Source organism: Bradyrhizobium sp. AZCC 1588, assembly GCF_036924735.1.
Classification (GTDB): Bacteria; Pseudomonadota; Alphaproteobacteria; order Rhizobiales; family Xanthobacteraceae; genus Bradyrhizobium.
The window spans coordinates 1,511,135-1,532,307 of record NZ_JAZHSC010000001.1; the positions used below are offsets into that span (position 1 = coordinate 1,511,135).

Consider the following 21,173-nt stretch of genomic DNA (forward strand, 5'->3'; position numbering starts at 1 on the left):
ATGAGCTACGGTATCGCGTTCACTCCCCTCGTTCCGGCAATCGTGCTCTGGATCGCGCTGGCCGCGATCGTCGTGATCTCGGCGCTATTGCTGCTCGGCCGCGCGCGCGGCGCCGCCGTGCGCGTCGCGGCGCTGGCGCTGATCCTGCTGGCACTCGCCAACCCCTCCTTCACCCGCGAAGACCGCGAGCCGCTGTCCTCGGTCGCAGCCGTCGTGATCGACAAGAGCCCGAGCCAGAATTTCGGCACCCGCAACCAGGAAACGGCCAAGGCGCAGGAGGCGCTGGTCGATACGCTGAAGAAGATCAAGGGACTGGAAGTCCGCGTCGTCGAGGCCGGACAGGCCGACGGCGAAACCGACGGCACAAAATTGTTCGGCGCGTTGTCCTCGGCGTTATCAGACGTTCCCGTCGACCGCGTCGCCGGCGCGTTCCTGATCACCGATGGCCGGGTGCATGACATTCCTGCCAATGCCGCGGCCGTCGGCTTCCAGGCGCCGGTGCATGCACTCATCACCGGCCGCAAGGACGAGCGCGACCGTCGCATCGCGATTTCGGCCGCGCCGCGTTTCGGTATTGTCGGACAACCGCAGACCATCACATACCGGCTTGACGATCAGGGCGTCACCGGCCAGCGCGCCAAGATCGTGGTGCGGCGCGACGGTGAGGTGATCAATGAGCGCAACCTCTCGAGCGGCCAGACCGCCAGTGTCGAAGTCGACATCAAGCATGCCGGCCCGAACATCATCGAGATCGAGGCTTCGCCCCTCGAGAATGAACTGACTCCGGTCAACAACCGCGCCGTGGTCGCGATCGAAGGCGTGCGCGACAAGCTGCGCGTGCTGCTGGTATCAGGCGAGCCGCATTCCGGCGAACGCACCTGGCGCAATTTGTTGAAGTCGGACGCCAGCATCGACCTCGTGCATTTCACGATTCTTCGCCCGCCGGAGAAACAGGACGGCACGCCGATCAACGAATTGTCGCTGATCGCGTTTCCGACGCGCGAATTGTTCCAGCAGAGGATCAACGATTTCCAACTGATCATCTTCGACCGTTACGCCCGCCAGGGCGTGCTGCCGATTGCCTATTTCGACAACATGGCGCGCTATGTCCGCGCCGGCGGTGCGATCCTGGTATCGGCCGGCCCCGATTATGCCTCCACCACCAGTATCTGGCGCACGCCGCTGGATACGGTGCTGCCGGCCGAGCCCGTCGGCGTTACCGAGAAGCCGTTCTACGCGCATCTGAGCGATGCCGGCAAGCGTCATCCGGTGACGCGCGGCCTCGAAGGCTCCGCCAGCGAGCCGCCGCGCTGGAGCCGCTTCTTCCGCACCGTCGATACGCGCAACGCGATCGGCTCCCCCGTGATGACCGGCGCCGACGGCAAGCCGCTGCTGCTGCTGTCGCGCTTCGGCGAAGGCCGCGTCGCGCTTCTGTTGTCGGACCACATCTGGCTGTGGGCGCGCGGCTATGAGGGCGGTGGCCCGCATCTGGATCTGCTGCGGCGGATGTCGCACTGGCTGATGAAGCAGCCTGATCTCGACGAAGAAGCGCTGCGCCTTCAAATCCAGGGCAAGGATCTCGTGGTGCTGCGCCAGACCATGGCCGACAACGTGCCGCCGGTAACGGTGACCTCGCCGAGCGGCGCCACCAAGGAGCTGACGCTGACGGCCAGCGAGCCCGGCAGCTGGCGCTCGACCATTCCGGCCAACGAGCTCGGGCTGTGGCAGGCAACCGACGGCGCGCTGAAGGCGCTGATCAATGTCGGGCCGACCAACCCGAAGGAGTTTTCGGAAGTCACCTCGACAACCGAGATGCTGAAACCCTTGGCGCAGGCCACTGGCAGCGACGCCCGCCGCGTCGCCGATGGCGGAAGCGTCGACCTGCCCCGCGTCGTGCCGGTGCGCGCCTCCGGCATCTTCCACGGCGACGGCTGGATGGGCGTCAAGATGCGCGACGCCAGCGTCGTCAAAGGCGTCGGCGTGCTGCCGATGTTTGCGGGACTGGTCGGGCTATTGCTGCTGCTCGGCGCGTTCGCCGCGACCTGGGTGCGCGAAGGGCGCTGACGGCACCCCCCGCCTCGTCGATACGCCCTCGATCATGAGGCGATTTCGTAGAATCGCATCATGATCTCATCTCTTTGTTTGAGCATGATCTTTTCGGAAAACCGCTTCGCACTTTTCCGGATCATGCTCTAGGCAGCCTCGTCCGCGCGTCGCCACCTCGGGAATGGATCGGCAAGCCCGGACCATTCCGCAACGCGCATTCCGGGTTTCCCCGAAACAAGGCACGCATCGAGACGCGCCGTGATCGCGTCCTGATCCATATTCGTGCCGATGAAGACGATCTCCTGGCGGCGATCGCCATACACCTCGCTCCAGTTCTTCTTGAGCGATTGTCGCCAGAACGGATCGTCCGGCCAGCGATCTGCCGGCACATTCGCCCACCAGAAGCCCAGCCCTTCGGTGCGGACGATCGCACCGGCCTGGCTCAATTCGCCGAGCCATTGCGGGCGAGTTGCGATCCAGAAATGTCCCTTGGCGCGGATGACGCCAGGCCAGCTTTCTTTCAGGAATTGGTGAAATTTCGCAGGCTCGAACGGCCGTCGCGCGCGATAGACGAAGTTCTTGACGCCGTATTCCTCGGTCTCGGGCGTATGGTCTGCAAAGCCATAAAGCTCCTTGAACCACAGCGGGTGTTGCTGCGCGCGCTCGAAATCGAAGCGGCCGGTATTGAGAATGCGCTCCAGCGGCGCATTGGAGAAATTGGTCTCGATGATATCGGCCTCGGGATTGAGAGACCGGATAATCATTCGGGCGGAATCGCGTTCTCCCTGCGACGCCGCATCGATCTTGTTGAGTACGATCACATCGGCAAATTCGATCTGCTCGACCAACAGATCCACCAGAGTACGCCGGTCGGCTTCACCGAGCGACTCGCCGCGATCCGCCAGAAAAACGGTAGAGGAATAGTTCTTCAGCAGATTGACGGCATCGACGACCGTGACCATCGTGTCGAGGCTTGCCACGTCGGACAGGCTTTCTCCGTCTTCGGACCGGAAATCGAAGGTCGCCGCGACCGGCAGCGGCTCCGAGATGCCGGTGGATTCGATCAGCAGGTAGTCGAACCGTTCGCTCTCGGCGAGCGCCCGCACTTCCTTCAACAAATCGTCGCGCAGCGTGCAGCAGATGCAGCCGTTGGTCATCTCGACCAGCTTTTCGTCAGTCCGCGAGAGGTTCGCACCGCCATCGCGGACGAGGTCTGCGTCGATGTTGACCTCGCTCATGTCGTTCACAATCACCGCCACCTTCAGGCCCTGGCGATTGTTGAGCACGTGATTCATCAAAGTTGTCTTTCCAGCCCCGAGGAAGCCGGACAAGACGGTGACGGGGAGTTTTCGCATGGAGATCGAAAAGCCTCTTGAGCTCACGGGGCCCCAACCGGGGAGGAAGACGCATGCAAGGGACCCCGTTGGCGACGGATCATGTTATGTTATAACATAACAACGCAAGACCGAGAGGTTGTCAATTGGCAAAACAGGCGGGGTGCGCGGGGCAAAAGCACCGATGTTGCGCGAATCTCACACTTGGCGGAATTGTCAGGGCTCCGGAAAGACGGCAGCCCGGTGTCGATTGACACTCCGCGGTGTTCGCGACGTTATAATGTAACATTGGGACGGCGAGATGCCTGAGCCGCCCCGGGGGACAAGGCGTCAATCGTCGTGAACTGGTTCCGAAAGCACCTCAAGCACGGCTCGCGGGTGGCGCTGTTTGCGCTCGCGATCCAGCTTGCGCTGTCGTGCGGGCATTTTCACACGGCGGCCGCGCAGGCCGCACCGGCCGGTCAAAGCGGACTGACCGACGCCAATCTTGCGATCGCCACGCCCGTTGCCGCACAAGATGCGCACGCTGAAGCCGCGCAGCCGCAGCAGCCTGTGAGCCACGATGACGACCAGCACACGGCCAATGTCTGTGCAGTCTGCGCCGTCCTCTCCCTGGCCAACAATTTCCTGTTCATCACGCCGCCCGTACTGGAGTTGCCGGGGTCTGTCGAACTTTTGTACCTGGCCACCGGCGCTGAGTTCGCGCATCTCGGCTCGTCCCATCTCGCGTTCCAGTCTCGCGCACCGCCCGCCTCCTGACGCCGATTGAATCAATGCACTCCCCAAGGGATTGCCGCGTCAGGCGTGGTTCCTGAGGAGAAATCGGAATCGTCCGTCGCACATCGACGGAGTCAGGATCGGGACAATGACATTCAAGAAGAAGCGTGCGTTCTACATCGGTGGGGCTAGTTGGCTATTGCTATGCGCGGCAGGCAACGGCGCAATGGCGCAGGGCGCAGCGTCGCCAACCGCATCGACACATCTGCCCGAAATTACCGTGACGGCGCCGAGCCCGATCGTGCGGCGCAAACCCGTGGTCGTACGAACGCCGGCGCGCGTCGTCCGCGCAGCGCCCGGCCAGACCCGCGAGCGCGCCCCAGAACCACCGGCCGCGCCCGTCGTCGCCGCGCCCCAGCAGGGCGTGCTGCCGGTCGTAACCGACCAGTTCGCAACCGTTACCGTGGTGCCCAACGAGGAAATCCGCCGCCAAGGCACCGCCCAGCTTGGCGATCTCCTGTTCTCGAAGCCGGGCATTACCGGCTCCACCTTCGCACCCGGTGCCGCGAGCCGGCCGATCATACGGGGCCTCGACGTCAATCGCGTCGGCATCCTCGAGAACGGTACCAACGCTGGCGGCGCCTCCGATCTCGGCGAAGACCATTTCGTGCCGGTCGATCCATTGGCGACAAACCAGGTCGAAGTCATCCGCGGTCCGGCGGCGTTGCGCTACGGATCGACATCGATCGGAGGCGTCGTCAGCGCGACCAACAATCGCATCCCGGACGCCCTGCCTTCATGCGCGGCCACACCGTTCCAGACCTACGGACTGCCGGCGAAAGCGCCGCTCGCAAATGTGGGATCACCTGCCTGCGTCACGGTCGAAACCCGAACGGCTGTTAGTTCCGTCGACCGCGGTGTCGATGGCGGCATCCTGATCGATGCCGGCGGTGGCAATTTCGCTGTTCATGCCGACGCCTACGGCCGCAAGGCCAGCGATTACAGCATTCCGAGCTATCCGTATTTGTTCGACCAGACCCGCCCGGCCAACGGCCGGCAGCCCAATTCGGCGATGCAGGCGGCTGGTGCATCGATTGGCGGCTCCTACATCTTCGATGGCGGATTTATCGGCGCGGCGATCACGCAGAACGACACGCTGTACCGCATTCCCGGAATTGAGCCCTCCGATCACCAGTCCCGGATCGACGCGCGCCAAACCAAATTCACGGCCAAGGGCGAATACCGGCCGGATGCGGCGGCGATCGACGCCATCAGGTTCTGGGCAGGCGCCACCGATTACAAGCACAACGAGATCGCGCTCGCCGATCCCGCCGACTTCTCGTCCCTTGGCGTGCGGCAGACCTTTACCAACAAGGAGCAGGAAGGACGCGTGGAGGTGCAGATGGCGCCGTTCAACGCGCGCTTTGCCGCCGTCACGACCGCCTTCGGCCTGCAGGCCGGGCATCAGGAACTGACGGCGTCGAGCCCGGACGATCCAGGAAGCCCGCTCAACGGGTTGTTTGATCCTAACAAGAATAACAGGGTCGCCGGCTACGTCTTCAACGAACTCAAATTCACCGAGACCAGCAAGGCGCAGATCGCCGGCCGGGTCGAGCATGTTAACCTCAGCGGAACGATGCCGGCATTCATTCCGGAGTTGTTCGACCTCAATGCCAATCCCGGCGATATCGGTCCGCCGACAGCCCGCAATCTCAGCTTCACGCCGAAGAGCGCGAGCATCGGCTTGATCCAGGATCTTCCAGGTCAACTGGTCGCAAGCATCACCGCTCAATACGTCGAGCGCGCGCCCAAGCCAGCGGAACTGTTTTCGCGCGGACCGCACGAAGCAACTGTCACCTTCGACATCGGCAATCCCAATCTGAGCATGGAGACCGCCAAGTCGATCGAGATCGGACTACGACGGGCGACCGGACCCTTCAGGTTCGAGGCGACGGCTTACTACACCAAGTTCAATGGCTTCATTTACCGCCGACTGACCGGCAACACCTGCGAGGATGTCGCTTGCGTCGCCCCCGCCGATCCGGCTTTTCCGCTTGAGCTGAACCAGGCGATCTATTCGCAACGCGACGCCACCTTCCGCGGCGGCGAGTTCCAGAGCCAGTTGGATGTCGGGCCGCTCTACGGCGGCATCTGGGGCATCGAAAACCAGTTCGATGTCGTGCGCGCGACCTTTGACGATGGCACCAATGTCCCGCGCATCCCACCCGTGCGCGTGGGCGGCGGCCTGTTCTGGCGCGATGCCAATTGGCTCACACGGATCAACCTGCTGCACGCCTTCGCCCAGAACGATATCGCCACGGTCGGCGAGACGCCGACCGCGAGTTATAATCTGTTGAAGGCGGAGGTCAGCTACAGGACGAAGCTCGATCCCACCTGGTTCGGCGCGCGGGAAATGATGGTTGGGCTCGTCGGCAACAACCTCTTGAACGAGAACATCCGCAATTCGGCGTCCTTCAACAAGGACGAAGTCTTGCTGCCGGGCATTGGCGTGCGCGCATTTGCCAACCTGAAGTTTTAGGCCGCATGCGCAGACGGGTGGCGTTAGCTGGTGCTACCAGCTAACGTCCTGGTGGGATAACGGGACACCGGACGCAATCCCGCGTCAGATGTCCCCTGCCCACCGAAAGCGGATGCTCGACGAATAGATGACCTCGTCCATCAATGTTCCCGTCTACAGCGACGCGCTCGTTCTGCTCGGCACCGCGGGCGTCGTCATTCCCTTGGTGCGGCGGTTCGGCCTCAATCCCGTTCTCGGCTATCTTGGCGCCGGCGCGATCCTGGGCCCTTTCGGATTGGGATCGTTCATCGAGAGTTTTCCGCTTCTCTACTGGTTCACCGTTGTCGACCCCAAAAACGTCTCGGGCATTGCGAACCTCGGAGTTGTGTTCCTGCTCTTCCTCATCGGGATGGAGCTGTCTTACGATCGATTGAAGGCAATGCGCCGCCTGATATTTGGGTTGGGCAGCTTGCAGATCGTACTCTCCTCGGCGGCAATCGGCGCGGCCGCGGCCCTCGTGGGCAACAAGGCTCCGGTAGCGCTGATCCTCGGCGCCTGCCTTGCCCTATCCTCGACAGCCATTGTCGTCGAGATCCTTTCCAGGCAACGACGACTCAGCACAAGCGCAGGCCGGGCAAGCTTTGCAACGCTGCTCGCACAAGACCTGGCAGTCGCCCCTCTCCTGCTTTTTATCTCCATTTTTGGCGCGAGCGAGTCGGGTTCGATCGTTGCGACGCTCGTTCTCGCGCTCACCAACGCCGCCGTCGCGCTCGCGGTGATCGTCATCGTCGGCCGCGTCGTAATGCGACCGCTGTTCCGTCTGGTGGCATCAGTGGGCATGAGCGACCTATTCGTCGCTACGACGCTGTTCGTGATCGTCGCAACGGGAGTGGCTGCCGCAGTAGCTGGGTTTTCCATGGCGCTCGGCGCCTTTGTCGCCGGACTGCTGCTTGCCGAGACAGAATTTCGCAAGGCGATCGAGACCGCCATCGATCCGTTCAAGGGCCTGCTGCTTGGCCTGTTCTTCTTCACGGTCGGCATGAACGTCGATTTCCGCGAGCTCGCCCGCGACCCGGTCTGGCTGATCGCGGCTGCGGCCGGGCTGATCGCCGTCAAGGCCGTCATCCTCATCTTCCTGGCGCGGATGTTTCGCCTCTCATGGCCGGCCTCTGTCGAAGTCGGGCTGCTGCTGGGTCCCGGCGGCGAGTTCGCTTTCGTCGGGATCGGAATGGCGACGACGCTTGGTCTGATCGATGCCAGCGTATCGAGCTTCACGGTCGCATTGACCTCGATGACCATGATGCTCACCCCGGCGCTATCTCATGTCGCGCGGCGGCTGGCGCCGATGATGCGCGAAGACAAGCCGATTGACCCTGAACTCGCCGTTGCGCCAAGCGGCGGGAGCGGCCATGCCATTGTCGTCGGACATGGCCGGGTGGGACAGGTCGTCTGCACGATGCTGGACCGGCACCAGTTCAAGTATATTGCGGTCGACAATGATGCCGCGGCCGTCCCCGAGCAGCGAAGACAAGGGCGCACCGTCTTTTACGGTGACGCGACCAACCCGGAGTTTCTGAAGAGCTGCGGCCTCATGGAAGCCGCCGCCGTGATCGTCACGATCAACCAACCTGAAAGCATCGACGAAATTGTCGCGCAGGTCCGCGCGCTGAGGAAAGACATGCTGGTGGTTTCGCGCGCCCGCGATGCCGACCACGCGCGGCATCTCTACCAGATCGGCGTTACCGACGCGGTGCCGGAGACCATCGAGGCAAGCTTACTGGTGTCGGAAGCCGCCCTGATCGGGCTCGGGGTGGCGATGGGAAATGTCGTCGCCTCCATCCACGAGAAGCGCGAGGAGTTCCGGCACGAATTGCAGAAGGCGGCGGGAAGCGCAGGATCCGCGCCGGTTCGGACGACCGGTACCAAAAGGCGTCGATTCTTCTGACGGATCGCGATGGTGGCGCGCGCCGACGGCCCTACTGCGCCTTGCTCCAGTCCGGCCGGATATTGCCGGACACGCCGTCGAACGCGCCCTCGACCAGTTCCGCCACCAACAGGCGGCTGTAGTCGACGGGCCCCGGCATGATCACCCGTCCCTTCGGTATGACCTTGAAGCCGACGCGGCTGTAATAGGGTTCGTCGCCGACCAGAATGACCAAACGATGGCCCTTGGCCTTGGCATCCCGCAGCGAACGATCGAGCAACATGCGGCCGACGCCGCGGCTGCGAAACGGCGGCTCGACCGTCAACGGTCCGAGCATCAGGGCCGGCGTGTCGCCGATGCAGATCGGCAACTGGCGCACCGAGCCGACCAGCAATGTGCCGATCCGCGCCGTGAACGAGAGGTCCAGCAGGTGATCGACATGCTCGCGCAGGCGGTACGCGCTCAGCACGAAACGGCCGGGACCGAACGTGCGCTCGTGCAGCCGTTCGATCGCCTGGGCGTCCTTCGGTGTTTCGGCCAGGATGGTGACGTCAAGTTCGCTCATGATGGGGCGCGGGATAGCATCTGGCGACGGCGCGGTCCATCGCTGGAAGATGGCAATCCCTGTATTGCCTCAATCCCTGACACGGGCGGGCTGGGACAAATAGGCCAGCAGCTTCATCTCGCGGCGGCCGCGCGTCACCGTATCCAGCACCAGCCCCGAGCTGATCGACAGCACCGCCACGATCATCAGGCCCATCGACAGCACCGCCGTCGGTAACCTTGGAACGAGGCCTTCCTCGAGATAGGTGACAATCACGGGGATCGCGAGGCCGATCGAGACCAGCGTCAGGAAGACGCCGATCACCGTGAAGAACCGCAGCGGCTTTTCCGACCGGTACAACTTCAGGATGGTGCCGAGGATCCGGAAGCCGTCGCGCCAGGTGTTGAGCTTGCTGAACGACCCCTCGGGGCGGGCGTAATACGGCGTCTCGACTTCCGTCACTGGCAGCGCCAGTTCGAGCGCGTGAACGCTGAGCTCGGTTTCGATCTCAAAACCGTCGGACAGCACCGGAAAGGATTTGACGAAGCGACGCGAGAACACGCGATAGCCGGAAAGAATGTCCTTGAACGCCTGGCCGAACACCGCGGAGAGGAAGCTCGTCAGCATCCAATTGCCGGTGCGGTGGCCGGGCCGGTAGGCCGCGACTGATTGGTCGACGCGAAAGCCCACCACCATGTCGAGGTGGCCGTTGACCAGCGCATCGATCATGCGCGGCGCGCTCGGCGCGTCATAGGTGGCGTCGCCATCGACCAGTACATAAATGTCGGCATCGATGTCGGCGAACATGCGGCGCACCACATGCCCCTTGCCCTGGCGGCGCTCGCTCCGCACGATGGCCCCGGCCGCGCGCGCGACCTCGATGGTGCGGTCCCTCGAATTGTTGTCGTAGACGAAAATCTGAGCCGTCGGCAACGCCTTGCGGAAATCCGAGACCACGGTGGGGACCGCGGCTTCCTCATTGAAGCATGGCACCAGAACCGCGATCCGCAGCGCCGGTCCTGTCATCGCCCACTCACCGAATTAAGTCTGTCCATAGCGCGTATATCGCAATCAGGCGTTGGCCGGTTGGGGAAAGGCCGCACTGTCGGCGGCCCGTTCGCCGCGCAGATCGAGCGTTGCGAACAGCAGAGTCCAGAGCGAGAGCATGTCGATCGGAATGATATAATATGGCGTAAATATCGGATGGGTCATGAAGAAAATCAGATTTACCGCGAGGTTTATGGCGACCAGAACGGCGACTTGTCTGGCGCGGCCCTGATCGAAACGCCAGAGCCAGGCGGTCCAGGCGGCCGAGATCGCCAGCAAGGTGAATTGAACGTCAACGAGATAGCTTAACAGGACGCCCGAATTCAGCTCGGGCGGTGCGACATCGACGCCGCCATAGGTGGTCGAGAACGGGCTACCTGCATTGATCGCATTCGCGATCAATGTCGGCGCAATCCCGATCAGAAAAGCGACGCCGAACGACACTCCCTGCAGGAAAGTCTCCTTGCTGCGCGCGAGCAGGAACGCGCCGGCAAGGTACAGGCAATAGCCTGCCGCCAGAAACAGGTTGGGCAAGCGGAAATTGACGGACAGGCCGATCAGAAAGCCAACCAGGGCCAGCAGGGCTAGCCGATGCGACGAGCGGCCTGTGAATAGTTGAGCGGTCAGAAGACCGGCGACCGCGCAAACCATCATGGTCGGCGCCACCGAATAGCTCGCTTTCGTTGGATTGATCATGAGATAAAGCGCGGCAACACCGAACAACGGCGGCAAGTGCAAGCGAAGCCGGTTCGCGCGCCCGAAACAATCCAAGCAAGGCAAAGGCAAGGATGGTGATGTTTGCCACCGCGTAGAGCGGTATCACCTGAAATCCACTCGGAAACAACGCCAACGCAAATCCGGTCCCCGGAGGGTATTGCAGCGCGCGTTTGTTCGTCTTCGCATTCCATATGTGACAAGGCATTTTCGTCGGATCATTCCAGTCTGGGAAGCTGATTTCCTTCAGCTTGCCGGAGAGGAAACGATCGTCGTCGCGTGTGATGTCGGTATTGAACCCGTCCAGACCGTATTTCTGGAACAGATGCGCCTGCCGCAGATAGCAGATGTCATCATAGACACCGCGGCTTTCGCTCCAGCGCGAAATGGTCCAGACGTTGCTAGCCAGCACCGCCAGGAAGCCAATGGCGCAAAGCAGCTTTAGGACTCCCATTCTGCCCATGTCGATCCCCGCCTCGTTTCTCCGCTTCTATGCATTGCGGGGCCGCGAAGCAACCGAGCCCTGCGTCAGCGCCAGGTCGCCGTCCGCGCGGCACCGTCGAGCACTTCGGCGATCCGGAGCCGCGTGCCCCTGGTTGTCTCCGCCGGCAGCGCCCCTGCCGCATAGAACCCGCACTCGACGATCTCGTGGTTGGGCTCCGGCAGGCGGTCCTGCCGGAACTGCCTGACGACATAGACCGCGACATGGTCGCGGCGGGAAACGTGGCCGTTGAAGAACAGGCCGTGCAGGACCGGCTCTCCGGTCAATTCGATCCGCCCCTCTTCCACCAACTCCCTTCGCAAGGCTTCGAGAAAGGTTTCGCCGACCTCGACCCCGCCGCCCGGCAGGTGCCAGCCGGCGACATAGCTGTGCCTGACCAGGAATACCTTGTCGTCGCCATCGAGCACGACGCCGCGAACCCCGAGCGTCATGCCGCGGGCCATCCGCCAATAGAGATGAAAGGCCTGCCGCAATTGCGGCTCCAGCCGCTTTCGCAAGTGCTGCAGCGCCGTCACGCAAACCTCGGATAGACAGCTATCACGTTTGATCCTTATATCGCCGACATGATGGTGCGACGGCTCTATATCACAGAGAATGCGGCGGAGCGCGAATGACCGATATCTTCACGCTGGCGCATCTGTCGGACCCGCATCTGCCGCCGCTGCCCGCGGCGCGGCTGCGCGACCTCGCGGGCAAACGTGCGCTCGGCTATTTCAATTGGACCCGCAACCGCCATAAATATCACCGCCGCGAGGTGCTGGACGCACTGATTGCCGATATGCAGGCGCAGCGGCCGGACCACATCGCGGTGACCGGCGATCTCGTCAACCTGGCGCTGGAGGCGGAATTCATCCCGGCCCAGGCCTGGCTCGAAAGCGTCGGCACGCCGCAGCAGGTGACCGTCGTTCCCGGCAATCACGACGCCTATGTGCGGGCGACGCGGCATCATTTCACCGGCACGTTCGAGCAATATCTGCGCGGCGATGCCGCGGCGGACGGAGTGTCGTTTCCGTTCGTGCGCCGGCGCGGTCCGCTGGTGCTGATCGGGGTCTCCTCGGCGGTGCCGACGCTGCCATTGATGGCAACCGGTCGGCTCGGCCGCGCGCAGCTCGATGCGCTCGACCGCCAGCTTGCCCAGTTGCCGCCGGACGAGGCGTTCCGGGTGTTGCTGGTCCATCACCCCCTGGAATCGAGTTCGCGGATGAAGCGGCTGACCGATTCGAAGGCGCTGCGCGCCGTGCTGAAGCGGCGCGGCGCAGAACTGGTCCTGCACGGCCATGACCACATCCATTCGACGATGTGGCTTGAAGGCGCCGGCCACCAGATCCCTGCGGTCGGCGTGCCCTCTGCTTCGGCGCTGGCCCACCGGCATTATCCGGCGGCTGCCTACAACCTGTTTTCGATCACGCGCGACGGCGGCAAATGGCGCTGCGTGCAGACCGTGCGCGCCGTCGATGCCGACTTCCGTGTCAAGCAGATCAAGCAGGCGACGCTGCTCTAGCGTTTCCTCACGCCTGCAGCCGGGCGAATTTCTCAATCCCCGCCGCCGCCGCAGCCACCGCCCCCGTCACCACCACCGCCGCCATCACCACTTGCGCTGCCGGCGTCGCCAAACCCATCCGTACCACCATCGATCGAGCCATCGGCGAAATCGCCGCCGCAATGAGCCGCGCCGCTGCCGTTCTTGCGCAGTTCTTCGCAGTCGGGGTGGTAGACGAAGCCGTTTGCGATGTTGAGCTTGCTGTCGAGCGCAAACAGAAGCGGCAGGCGCGTCGGACGAACCGGATCGATATTCTCGTATTTGCAGCAATACCACCAGACGCGGCGGAGGCCTTCGTTGCTCTTGCGGTGCTCGCTGAGAACGACGGCGGGCGTGTGGTGGAGAAAACCGCCGAAGGCGCGCCGGCAAAACGCGTCATACTCGCGCGTGTACAGGATGAACTCGTGCCAGGGATCGTCGGCGACTTGCGAGGGCATCGAGACGTAGCGCTTGCCGCTCATGAGATAGGCGAGGAAAAACTGCCGCAAGCCCCGCGAGACCAGCGCGCTGTCCTTGCGCTGAAAACCGGGGTGATGCTTCTCCAGCCGTTCGAGCAGCCCGCGCGGCCAGCGAAAAGTACGGATGAATTCGGCGCGGCGCAGCGTGCGCCATTTGCCGTACAGATAGGTGATTCCGAACACCGTGCCGGCTAGCAGGATGACGAACGGTACGGACGAAGCTGCCACGATGCCCCCGAATGCCCGACCCGGCGGCTCCGGTTAAAAACTCTTCAAACTCGCATACAGCGCCAATCCGAACAGCGCCACCGCCCCCAGTACGAAGCCAAGCACGAACATGCCGAAGCCGCGGCGGCGCGGCTTCTTTTCCACAACAGGCTCGGCCACGGGCATTGCCACCATCGCGTGCTCGCGCTCGATCATGCGGCGGGCGACATAGCCGGTGACGGCATCGACGATGACGGGCACGTCATGCGACTCGGCAAGCACGATGCGGCCGAAGCGCGTATCCTGCACGAATCGGTAGATGCGCTTGTCGCGTCCCATCACGATATGCGCGACCACGTCGATCCACAGCCGCGGCGTCTCGCCCTGGCTGACACCGCGATCGAACAGGTCGATCTGCTCCGGCACCTCCGCGAACAGCGGATCGAGCGCCTCGTTCAGGATCTCAAGCCGGGCGACCTCGGCATCGCGCAGTTCGACCACTACGCCGGTCCGATCGGCGGCCTCGATCCGCGCCTGGCGAAGCGCGTCGCGCAGCCGGGTCGGTCGCATGTCTCGAGCCTCGTTGCCGGTGTTTTGCGCGTTTGACATCGGAAGCCGCCTTCATCCTGCAGGGGGTTAGCCTGGGCTTAACCTAGCAGTAACCATGCCTTGCGCAATGGTTGTTTGTTTTCAATGAGTTATCCCTCCACCGTTATCCCCCGCGGGCACCCCCACCCATAGCCGATGCTATGCATCGGCGTTCTTAAACCAAGGACGGCAGCCTTAGGCCGCCTACGCCTCCCACGCAGGCGGGAGAGGATCAAGAAAGGCTGCCCTGAAACAGCAAACGGCCCCAGCCGGAATTCCGGATGGGGCCGCCTGTCCTTGGACGTTTCTTCTGATAGGTCGGCAGCAGCCGGTCAGGCCGAGACGCGCGAGGGCTCTTCGACGATCGAGAAGCGTACGCCGGCTTTATGGCGGCTCTCTTCCGAGACCTCCTTCCAGCACTCTTCGGCTTCCTTGCGGGTCTTGAACGGGCCTTTGACCTGGGCCGAGCCTTCGACGAGCTTGTGAAAGTTCATCGAACCGAACTCGCCGCCGATCACCCAGAAATTGCTGCCTTTGGTCATTTTCAGTCTCCTGTTGTCCGTGATCAGCCTGGAATCCGGCCAGACCCCAGACTGATCAATTCCAGCGTTAGCCGAACTGGTTCATCGTATTGTGGACGCCGCCCGCCTTCAGAGCGGCTTCACCGGCGAAATATTCCTTGTGATCGTCACCGATATCGGAGCCGGCCATGTTCTGATGCTTGGCGCAGGCGATACCCTGACGGATCTCCTGGCGCTGAACATTCTTCACATAGCCCAGCATGCCCTGCTCGCCGAAATAATCCTTCGCGAGATTATCAGTCGACAGAGCTGCCGTGTGATAGGTCGGCAACGTGATCAGATGGTGGAAGATACCAGCACGCTTTGCTGAATCGGCCTGGAAGGTGCGGATGCGCTCGTCGGCTTCAATGGCCAGCGGCGTATCGTCGTATTCCGGCTTCATCAGGTCAGCTCGATTGTACTTGCTGACATCCTTGCCGGCTTCCTTCATCGCGTCGTACACCTGCCAACGGAAGTTGAGCGTCCAGTTGAACGACGGCGAGTTGTTGTAGGCCAGCTTCGCGTTCGGAATCACCTCGCGAATGCGGTCAACCATCTTGGCGATCTGCTCGATATGCGGCTTCTCGGTCTCGATCCACAGCAGGTCGGCACCGTTCTGCAGCGAGGTGATGCAGTCGAGCACGCAGCGATCTTCGCCAGTTCCGGCACGGAACTGATAGAGGTTGCTGGCAAGCCGCTTCGGACGCATCATCTTGCCGTTGCGGTTGATGATGACATCGCCATTCTTTGCGTTGGCGGCTGTCACTTCCTCGCAATCCAGGAAGCTGTTGTACTGATCGCCGAGGTCGCCGGGCTTGTGGCTCACAGCGATCTGCTGCGTGAGACCGGCACCCAGCGAGTCGGTGCGGGTCACGATGATGCCGTCTTCGACGCCCAGTTCGAGGAAGGCATGGCGGCAGGCCCGGATCTTCGCCAGGAACACCTCGTGCGGCACGGTCACCTTGCCATCCTGGTGGCCGCACTGCTTTTCGTCGGAGACCTGATTCTCGATCTGCAGGGCGCACGCACCCGCCTCGATCATCTTCTTGGCGAGCAGGTAGGTTGCCTCGGCATTGCCGAAGCCGGCGTCGATGTCGGCGATGACGGGCACGACATGGGTCTGGAAGTTGTCGATCTTTTCGATCAGCGCCTTTTCCTTCGCCTTGTCGCCTTCCTTGCGGGCCGCGTCGAGCGCGCGGAAAATATCATTGAGCTCACGGGAGTCCGCCTGACGCAGGAAGGTGTAGAGCTCTTCGATCAGGGCTGGCACCGAGGTCTTCTCGTGCATCGACTGATCAGGAAGCGGTCCGAACTCGGAGCGAAGCGCTGCGATCATCCAGCCGGAGAGATACAGATAGCGGCGATCGGTCGTACCGAAATGCTTCTTGACCGAAATCAGCTTCTGCTGCGCGATGAAGCCATGCCAGCAACCGAGCGACTGGGTGTACTTGGTGGGATCGGCGTCATAGGCAGCCATATCGCTGCGCATCAGCGCCGCGGTGTACCGGGCGACGTCCAGGCCGGTCTTGAAGCGGTTCTGCAGACGCATGCGCGCCACGGCTTCGGCGGTGACGCCATTCCAGGTCGGCTGGGTCTTAAGGAGTGCTTCAGCAGCTCCAATCTCGCTCAGATAGGAAGCCGGTCCCTGGATAGTCCGGTCACTGATTCCACGTGGCTGGTAGTTCATGTGCGTAATCCTTGTCTTCCACTGTCATCAATCGACATTCTTGACAGTGCATTGCGAAACGTCCTGAGAGGTAACGCGAAAAAGAGAAATTCGTATAGATGCCTTGTCTTTTATTGGTGATGTCATGTAACATATGAACTTGTAACAGATGTCATTTTGTAAATTTTGTCATAATCCTAGGTCAGGAACCTGCCATGGCCACCGACTCCGGAAAGAAGCTTTTTGTCGGGCCGAGGTTCCGGCGGATCCGCCAGCAGCTCGGGCTGTCGCAGACCCAGATCGCCGAGGGGCTCGGGATTTCGCCGAGCTACATCAACCTGATCGAGCGGAACCAGCGGCCGGTGACCGCGCAGATCCTGCTGCGGCTGGCCGAAACCTATGACCTGGACCTGCGCGACCTCGCCACCGCCGACGAGGACCGCTTCTTCGCCGAGCTGAACGAGATTTTTTCCGATCCGCTGTTCCGGCAGATCGACCTGCCGAAGCAGGAACTGCGCGACCTCGCCGAGCTCTGCCCGGGCGTGACCCATTCGCTGCAGCGCCTCTACGCCGCCTACACCGAGGCCCGCCGCGGCGAGACGCTGGTGGCAGCCCAAATGGCCGACCGCGACGAAGGCGCCCGCTTCGAGGCCAACCCGATCGAGCGCGTGCGCGACCTGATCGAAGCCAACCGCAACTATTTTCCGGAGCTCGAGCAGGCCGCGGAAAATTTGCGCGACGAACTCCACGCCTCCGCCGAGGAACTGTTTGCCGCGCTCGCCGCGCGGCTGCGCGAAAAGCATTCGATCGTCACCCGCATCATGCCGGTCGACGTGATGCGCGAGACGCTGCGGCGGTTCGACCGCCACCGGCGGCAGCTTCTGATTTCCGAACTGGTCGACGGCTCGGGCCGGGCCTTCCAGCTCGCGCTGCAGATTGGCCTCGCCGAATGCGGCGCATCCATCGACGGCATCGTCAACCGCGCCGGCCCGCTCGACGACACGCCGCGGCGGCTCTACCGGATTACGCTGGCGAACTATTTCGCCGCCGCCGTCATGATGCCCTATCAGCCGTTCCACACTGCGGCGGAAAATCTGAACTACGACGTGCATGTGCTGGCGCAGCGCTTCAATGCCGGCTTCGAGCAGGTCTGCCATCGCCTCACCACGCTGCAGCGGCCGAATGCGCGCGGCGTGCCGTTCTTTCTGTTGCGCGTCGACAATGCCGGCAATGTCTCCAAGCGGTTTTCGTCCGGCACGTTTCCGTTCTCGAAATTCGGCGGCACCTGTCCGCTTTGGAACGTGCATTCGACCTTCGACACGCCGGACCGCCTGCTCAAGCAGGTGATCGAACTGCCCGACGGCACGCGTTATTTTTCCATCGCGCAGATGGTGCGCCGCCCGATCGCGCCGCACCCGCAGCCGCAGCCGCGCTTTGCGATTGGTTTGGGTTGCGAAATCCGCCATGCCTCGAAGCTCGTCTACGCCGCCGGGATGGATCTGGAAAAAGCCGAGGGCACGCCGATCGGCGTCAACTGCCGGCTCTGCGAGCGCGAAAACTGCAGCCAGCGCGCCGAGCCGCCGATCACGCGGACGCTGATCCTGGACGAGAACACGCGGCGGGTGTCCTCGTTTGCGTTCTCGAATGCACGGGAGTTGTGAGGGTCGCTTCACCCTCCCCTGGAGGGGGAGGGTCGGCTCGCATCGCGCGAAGCGAGATGCGAGACGGGGCGGGGTGATCCCGTGAGGTGGGCACACCGCCCGAGACGAGAGACCGTCACCCCACCCCGCCGCGCCCTGCGGTCGCGTCGACCCTCCCCCTCCAGGGGAGGGTAAGAGAGAAGCCTCATCAACACTCGTCATACCCCGCGAAGGCGGGGTATCCAGTACGCTGCGGCCTCGCGATTCAATCACTGGCGTCTCTGGAATACCGGGTCACCCGCCGGAGCTGTCATCGGGCGCGCATTCGCGCGACCCGTTGGCGGGTAACGACAAGCGGATATACGCTCGCATTCCCGCGGCGCATCGCGCCCGAGTTGTGCTTGCATTCTTCGCCCCCGAAAATCGGAGGGCGCAGGGAAGGCCGGGTGCTGGCTGGCACCCGCGGTCTCGTGTGCAACAAGCGCTAAAGAAACGCACACGAGCATACAGGTAACAGCCGAAACAACCGGCCTTCCCTGCGCAATGGTTTGACGGCTTATGGCGCGCTCTCCCCGGAGACGAATTCCTCTTGCCTCCGTCGCCGGCGAATTAGCGGCTCGCATCGCCCGGTTGAGCTTTGCAAACCTCCACCGGCTTGACACCAGCCACGGGTGCCAGGACCACACGGTTTTGCCGTACGCAAATTCGCCGTTCGTCTGGCGCGCAAGAGATCGCTCACGGGAAACCCGCCCTGCGATCCGCATCGCGCGCCGGGCGCTTTCGCGTCCACCGCAGCCCGGCCCAACGTTCGTGACGATGGCCAACGCCCCTCTTGCGGGCCGGGATGGCGCGAGTTGTAGGACTGATTTGCGTCGCGCGAGAACAGGATTCTTTTTTCGCGCACGACTGGACCGGGCAAATCAGCTTGAAATGATTGAGAAACTTTTTGTTTGCGCGCAATGCCCGTGGGGTGGGTTAGCGGCAGCGTAAGCCACCAAACTAGAAGGCATGCGGCGGATGATGCTGTCGCCAATCCGGCCTGCGATCTGGGCCACCTGAGCACGAAATTTCGGCGCGAAGATGAAGGACTGTTCATCAGCATTACATCGCGGGTCGGTCCATCGGGAAAAACCGGAACATCGCTGCATCCAGGACGTTGCATTTCGTCCAACGACACGAAGGAGAGACCAATGCTGAAACCATTGATTGCCGCGACCGCCGCCCTGCTGGTCGCAACCTCGGCGTTTGCGCAGAGCGACAAGATGAAATCCTCGGATTCCTCTGAGTACTCGTCGGCACAGAAGAAGATGCAGAAGACGTCGGAACAGAAGATGAAGAAGAGCAAGGCTTCGACCGCGAAGGGGGCACCGGAGAGCTCACCCGGCACGACCACCGGAGCGGGTGCGAAGAAGTACTAATTCTCCAACAGCGCGGCCCGGCATCGATGCCGGGCCGTTTCGCGTGCGCATATCCACAGGTTCGATCTTTCTATAGGTCCTCTCGCGTCTTTGGCGCAGTGCGATACATCAATGGACCGCTCTCTCCCGCCGGCAAGCCGCTTCTGTGTCCCGCTGGTGACGATCACATTTAAAACGTGGGTATTCCGCAATTTTGCGATGGAACGGCCAAGCCGATTCGCTAGTTTGAAAGCAAGCGATTCTCAGAACTCGCGGATGGATGCAGGGCCAATGTTGCGACGCGTCAAGCTGATGAACCCGTTCGAAATCGTCCAGGACCGGCTTGCGCCGGAGCGGCCGCAGCCGATCGAGCGCAAGGTGGTGAATCGCGCCGCCCGTTCCACGCCGGTCTGCGACGCCTGCGGTTCCGACGACATCATCTGCCACGCCACGGCGCAATGGAGCAACGAAGCGCAGGAATGGCAGCTCGCCAACACTTTTAATCAGCCGGCGCACTGCAACACCTGCCACAAGGACTGCAACCTGGTCTGGCTGACGCTGAACTAGGCGGCTGCGGTAAAACTTTGTAGCCCGCATGAGCGCAGCGATATGCGGGACCAGTAGAATCCCGGATATCGCTTCGCTCATCCGGGCTACGCTTCCAATGAGTCGCTAGACCTCCGCATACACTTCCAGCAGGTTTCCGTCGGGATCCCGGAAGAACAGCGTGCGATGGCCGAACGGCTGGTTGGTCGGCGGCTCGAGCAGATCGACGCCGTGCCGCACCAATTCGTCGGCACAGCGATCGACGTCATCGGCGGCAACCTTGAAAGCGAGCTGCAGCGAGGCGCTGCCGGTGGGCACCGGCGCATCCCTCGCCGTCCGGCTCGGCCGCGCCAGCGCGAGCGTGTTGCCGCCGATCTGATACTCGATCCAGCCCGCCGACAATTCACGCGTCAGGGATAAGCGGAGCACGCCCTCATAAAATCGGCGCATCGCCGCCATGTCGCGCACGAAGATGACGGTGTAATCGACGGCGCGGATGGACTGGAAGGGGGAGGTGGTGGAGGAATTCGGATCATTCACGATTATGTCTCTACCTCTTCAGCCGGTTCGGAATGACGTATCGGGCGAAGCAGGCGATGTTCGATGTAGGCCGATACGCGACGAGATTGCTCTTGAATGGTTTGATCAAGAGCCTGACCAAACTCATCAATGGTCACACGAAGTTCCTTTGTCTGCTTCAGATGATCATCCAAGTGGTCGATCCGGATTGTCGAAAGCGTCGAGTTAAACAGCTTCGGCTTACGTCCTCCCATTATTGCCGAAGGAGAGCGGTAGACTTCTTGAAACGGGCCCAGCCCCGCTTTTTTCTTTTCTTCTTCGGTGAGCGGCTTTGATTTTCCGATCGAAAGCCGTATTCGTCGCCAATGACGAATAGGCTGGTGAGCCAACTCATTCCTGAAGGGGCGAAGCCGGTCCACGCGCTTTGCAATGTCCTGCCAGACCTTCAGATGTTCCGTATACGGAAATTTACGAAGTCTCTTTTCCATGAGCTTATTCGTTAGTCTCGCAGGAGTAGCAAAGTCTTTCCATTCGTAGAAAACTATCGCCGCATTCTTGGTAGGAGCGCGTAGAGCGAAAGCGAAGAAGTTGAAGTACCTTTCTTCTATGAGCGCCCACTCGTTGATGCAGCGCCCATATTGGGCGTAGAATTTGTCTGCAGGATCCGAAGCTGGCTGGTCGTTCACGGCAAGGACTCCAAACAAAA

At 62.2% G+C, this 21,173-nt stretch carries 20 protein-coding genes; 9 read left to right on the forward strand and 11 right to left on the reverse strand.

Annotated elements, in window-relative coordinates:
- Entirely contained in the window at positions 1-2,064 is a 2,064-nt protein-coding gene (locus V1277_RS07030; RefSeq protein WP_334415568.1) for a hypothetical protein, read from the forward strand.
- 128 nt (positions 2,065-2,192) lie between these two features.
- Here the strand turns inward: V1277_RS07030 and zigA are convergent, their stop codons facing one another.
- Positions 2,193-3,401, reverse strand: a complete 1,209-nt coding sequence (gene zigA / locus V1277_RS07035) for a zinc metallochaperone GTPase ZigA (RefSeq protein ID WP_334373582.1) — start codon at positions 3,399-3,401, stop codon at positions 2,193-2,195.
- A 318-nt stretch (positions 3,402-3,719) separates the two neighbouring features.
- On the opposite strand from zigA, the gene V1277_RS07040 reads away from it, so the two are divergent.
- From V1277_RS07040 to V1277_RS07050, 3 genes are all read left to right on the forward strand, one after another.
- Positions 3,720-4,139, forward strand: a complete 420-nt coding sequence (locus tag V1277_RS07040; RefSeq protein WP_334415569.1) for a hypothetical protein — start codon at positions 3,720-3,722, stop codon at positions 4,137-4,139.
- 106 nt (positions 4,140-4,245) lie between these two features.
- A complete protein-coding gene (locus tag V1277_RS07045; protein ID WP_334415570.1) occupies positions 4,246-6,636 on the forward strand; it encodes a TonB-dependent receptor in 2,391 nt (796 codons plus the stop codon).
- A gap of 127 nt (positions 6,637-6,763) precedes the next feature.
- Positions 6,764-8,560 carry a cation:proton antiporter domain-containing protein gene (locus V1277_RS07050; RefSeq protein ID WP_334415571.1) on the forward strand — a complete coding sequence of 599 codons (1,797 nt, stop codon included), beginning with the start codon at positions 6,764-6,766 and terminating at the stop codon, positions 8,558-8,560.
- 31 nt (positions 8,561-8,591) lie between these two features.
- Here V1277_RS07050 and V1277_RS07055 read toward each other — a convergent pair whose 3' ends face one another.
- The 3 genes from V1277_RS07055 to V1277_RS07065 all read right to left on the reverse strand — a co-directional run bounded on the left by V1277_RS07055 (position 8,592) and on the right by V1277_RS07065 (position 10,826).
- Positions 8,592-9,104, reverse strand: coding sequence for a GNAT family N-acetyltransferase (locus tag V1277_RS07055; protein WP_334415572.1), 513 nt, complete (start codon positions 9,102-9,104; stop codon positions 8,592-8,594).
- Positions 9,105-9,173: 69 nt separating this feature from the next.
- On the reverse strand, positions 9,174-10,109 hold the full coding sequence (locus V1277_RS07060) for a glycosyltransferase family 2 protein (RefSeq protein WP_334415573.1): 936 nt from the start codon (positions 10,107-10,109) through the stop codon (positions 9,174-9,176).
- A gap of 45 nt (positions 10,110-10,154) precedes the next feature.
- Positions 10,155-10,826 carry a hypothetical protein gene (locus tag V1277_RS07065; RefSeq protein WP_334415574.1) on the reverse strand — a complete coding sequence of 224 codons (672 nt, stop codon included), beginning with the start codon at positions 10,824-10,826 and terminating at the stop codon, positions 10,155-10,157.
- Positions 10,827-11,004: 178 nt separating this feature from the next.
- On the opposite strand from V1277_RS07065, the gene V1277_RS07070 reads away from it, so the two are divergent.
- Complete coding sequence (locus V1277_RS07070) at positions 11,005-11,289, forward strand: hypothetical protein (protein ID WP_334415575.1); 285 nt, start codon at positions 11,005-11,007, stop codon at positions 11,287-11,289.
- A gap of 83 nt (positions 11,290-11,372) precedes the next feature.
- On the opposite strand, the gene V1277_RS07075 is transcribed toward V1277_RS07070, so the two are convergent.
- Entirely contained in the window at positions 11,373-11,861 is a 489-nt protein-coding gene (locus V1277_RS07075; protein ID WP_334373576.1) for an NUDIX domain-containing protein, read from the reverse strand.
- A 95-nt stretch (positions 11,862-11,956) separates the two neighbouring features.
- Here V1277_RS07075 and V1277_RS07080 point away from each other — a divergent pair, with 95 nt between their 5' ends.
- Complete coding sequence (locus V1277_RS07080; RefSeq protein ID WP_334373575.1) at positions 11,957-12,847, forward strand: metallophosphoesterase family protein; 891 nt, start codon at positions 11,957-11,959, stop codon at positions 12,845-12,847.
- Positions 12,848-12,879: 32 nt separating this feature from the next.
- Here V1277_RS07080 and V1277_RS07085 read toward each other — a convergent pair whose 3' ends face one another.
- The 4 genes from V1277_RS07085 to V1277_RS07100 form a co-directional block, all read right to left on the reverse strand.
- The gene (locus tag V1277_RS07085; RefSeq protein ID WP_334415576.1) at positions 12,880-13,572 is read right to left on the reverse strand and encodes a glycine-rich domain-containing protein; all 693 of its coding nucleotides are present in this window, start codon (positions 13,570-13,572) and stop codon (positions 12,880-12,882) included.
- 33 nt (positions 13,573-13,605) lie between these two features.
- Positions 13,606-14,160, reverse strand: coding sequence for a hypothetical protein (locus V1277_RS07090; RefSeq protein WP_334415577.1), 555 nt, complete (start codon positions 14,158-14,160; stop codon positions 13,606-13,608).
- A gap of 311 nt (positions 14,161-14,471) precedes the next feature.
- On the reverse strand, positions 14,472-14,681 hold the full coding sequence (locus V1277_RS07095) for a DUF4170 domain-containing protein (RefSeq protein ID WP_036013800.1): 210 nt from the start codon (positions 14,679-14,681) through the stop codon (positions 14,472-14,474).
- A gap of 67 nt (positions 14,682-14,748) precedes the next feature.
- Positions 14,749-16,386 carry an isocitrate lyase gene (locus V1277_RS07100; protein ID WP_334415578.1) on the reverse strand — a complete coding sequence of 546 codons (1,638 nt, stop codon included), beginning with the start codon at positions 16,384-16,386 and terminating at the stop codon, positions 14,749-14,751.
- 194 nt (positions 16,387-16,580) lie between these two features.
- Here V1277_RS07100 and V1277_RS07105 point away from each other — a divergent pair, with 194 nt between their 5' ends.
- From V1277_RS07105 to V1277_RS07115, 3 genes are all read left to right on the forward strand, one after another.
- Complete coding sequence (locus tag V1277_RS07105) at positions 16,581-18,026, forward strand: helix-turn-helix domain-containing protein (protein WP_334415579.1); 1,446 nt, start codon at positions 16,581-16,583, stop codon at positions 18,024-18,026.
- A 1,169-nt stretch (positions 18,027-19,195) separates the two neighbouring features.
- Positions 19,196-19,423 (forward strand): hypothetical protein, encoded by a 228-nt coding sequence (locus V1277_RS07110; protein ID WP_334415580.1) that lies wholly within the window; start codon positions 19,196-19,198, stop codon positions 19,421-19,423.
- Positions 19,424-19,693: 270 nt separating this feature from the next.
- Positions 19,694-19,969, forward strand: a complete 276-nt coding sequence (locus V1277_RS07115; protein WP_065745863.1) for a hypothetical protein — start codon at positions 19,694-19,696, stop codon at positions 19,967-19,969.
- A 105-nt stretch (positions 19,970-20,074) separates the two neighbouring features.
- Here V1277_RS07115 and V1277_RS07120 read toward each other — a convergent pair whose 3' ends face one another.
- Both V1277_RS07120 and V1277_RS07125 read right to left on the reverse strand, forming a co-directional pair.
- Positions 20,075-20,488 carry a VOC family protein gene (locus tag V1277_RS07120; protein WP_442894453.1) on the reverse strand — a complete coding sequence of 138 codons (414 nt, stop codon included), beginning with the start codon at positions 20,486-20,488 and terminating at the stop codon, positions 20,075-20,077.
- 2 nt (positions 20,489-20,490) lie between these two features.
- The gene (locus V1277_RS07125) at positions 20,491-21,153 is read right to left on the reverse strand and encodes a hypothetical protein (protein WP_334415581.1); all 663 of its coding nucleotides are present in this window, start codon (positions 21,151-21,153) and stop codon (positions 20,491-20,493) included.
- Positions 21,154-21,173: the final 20 nt, after the last annotated feature.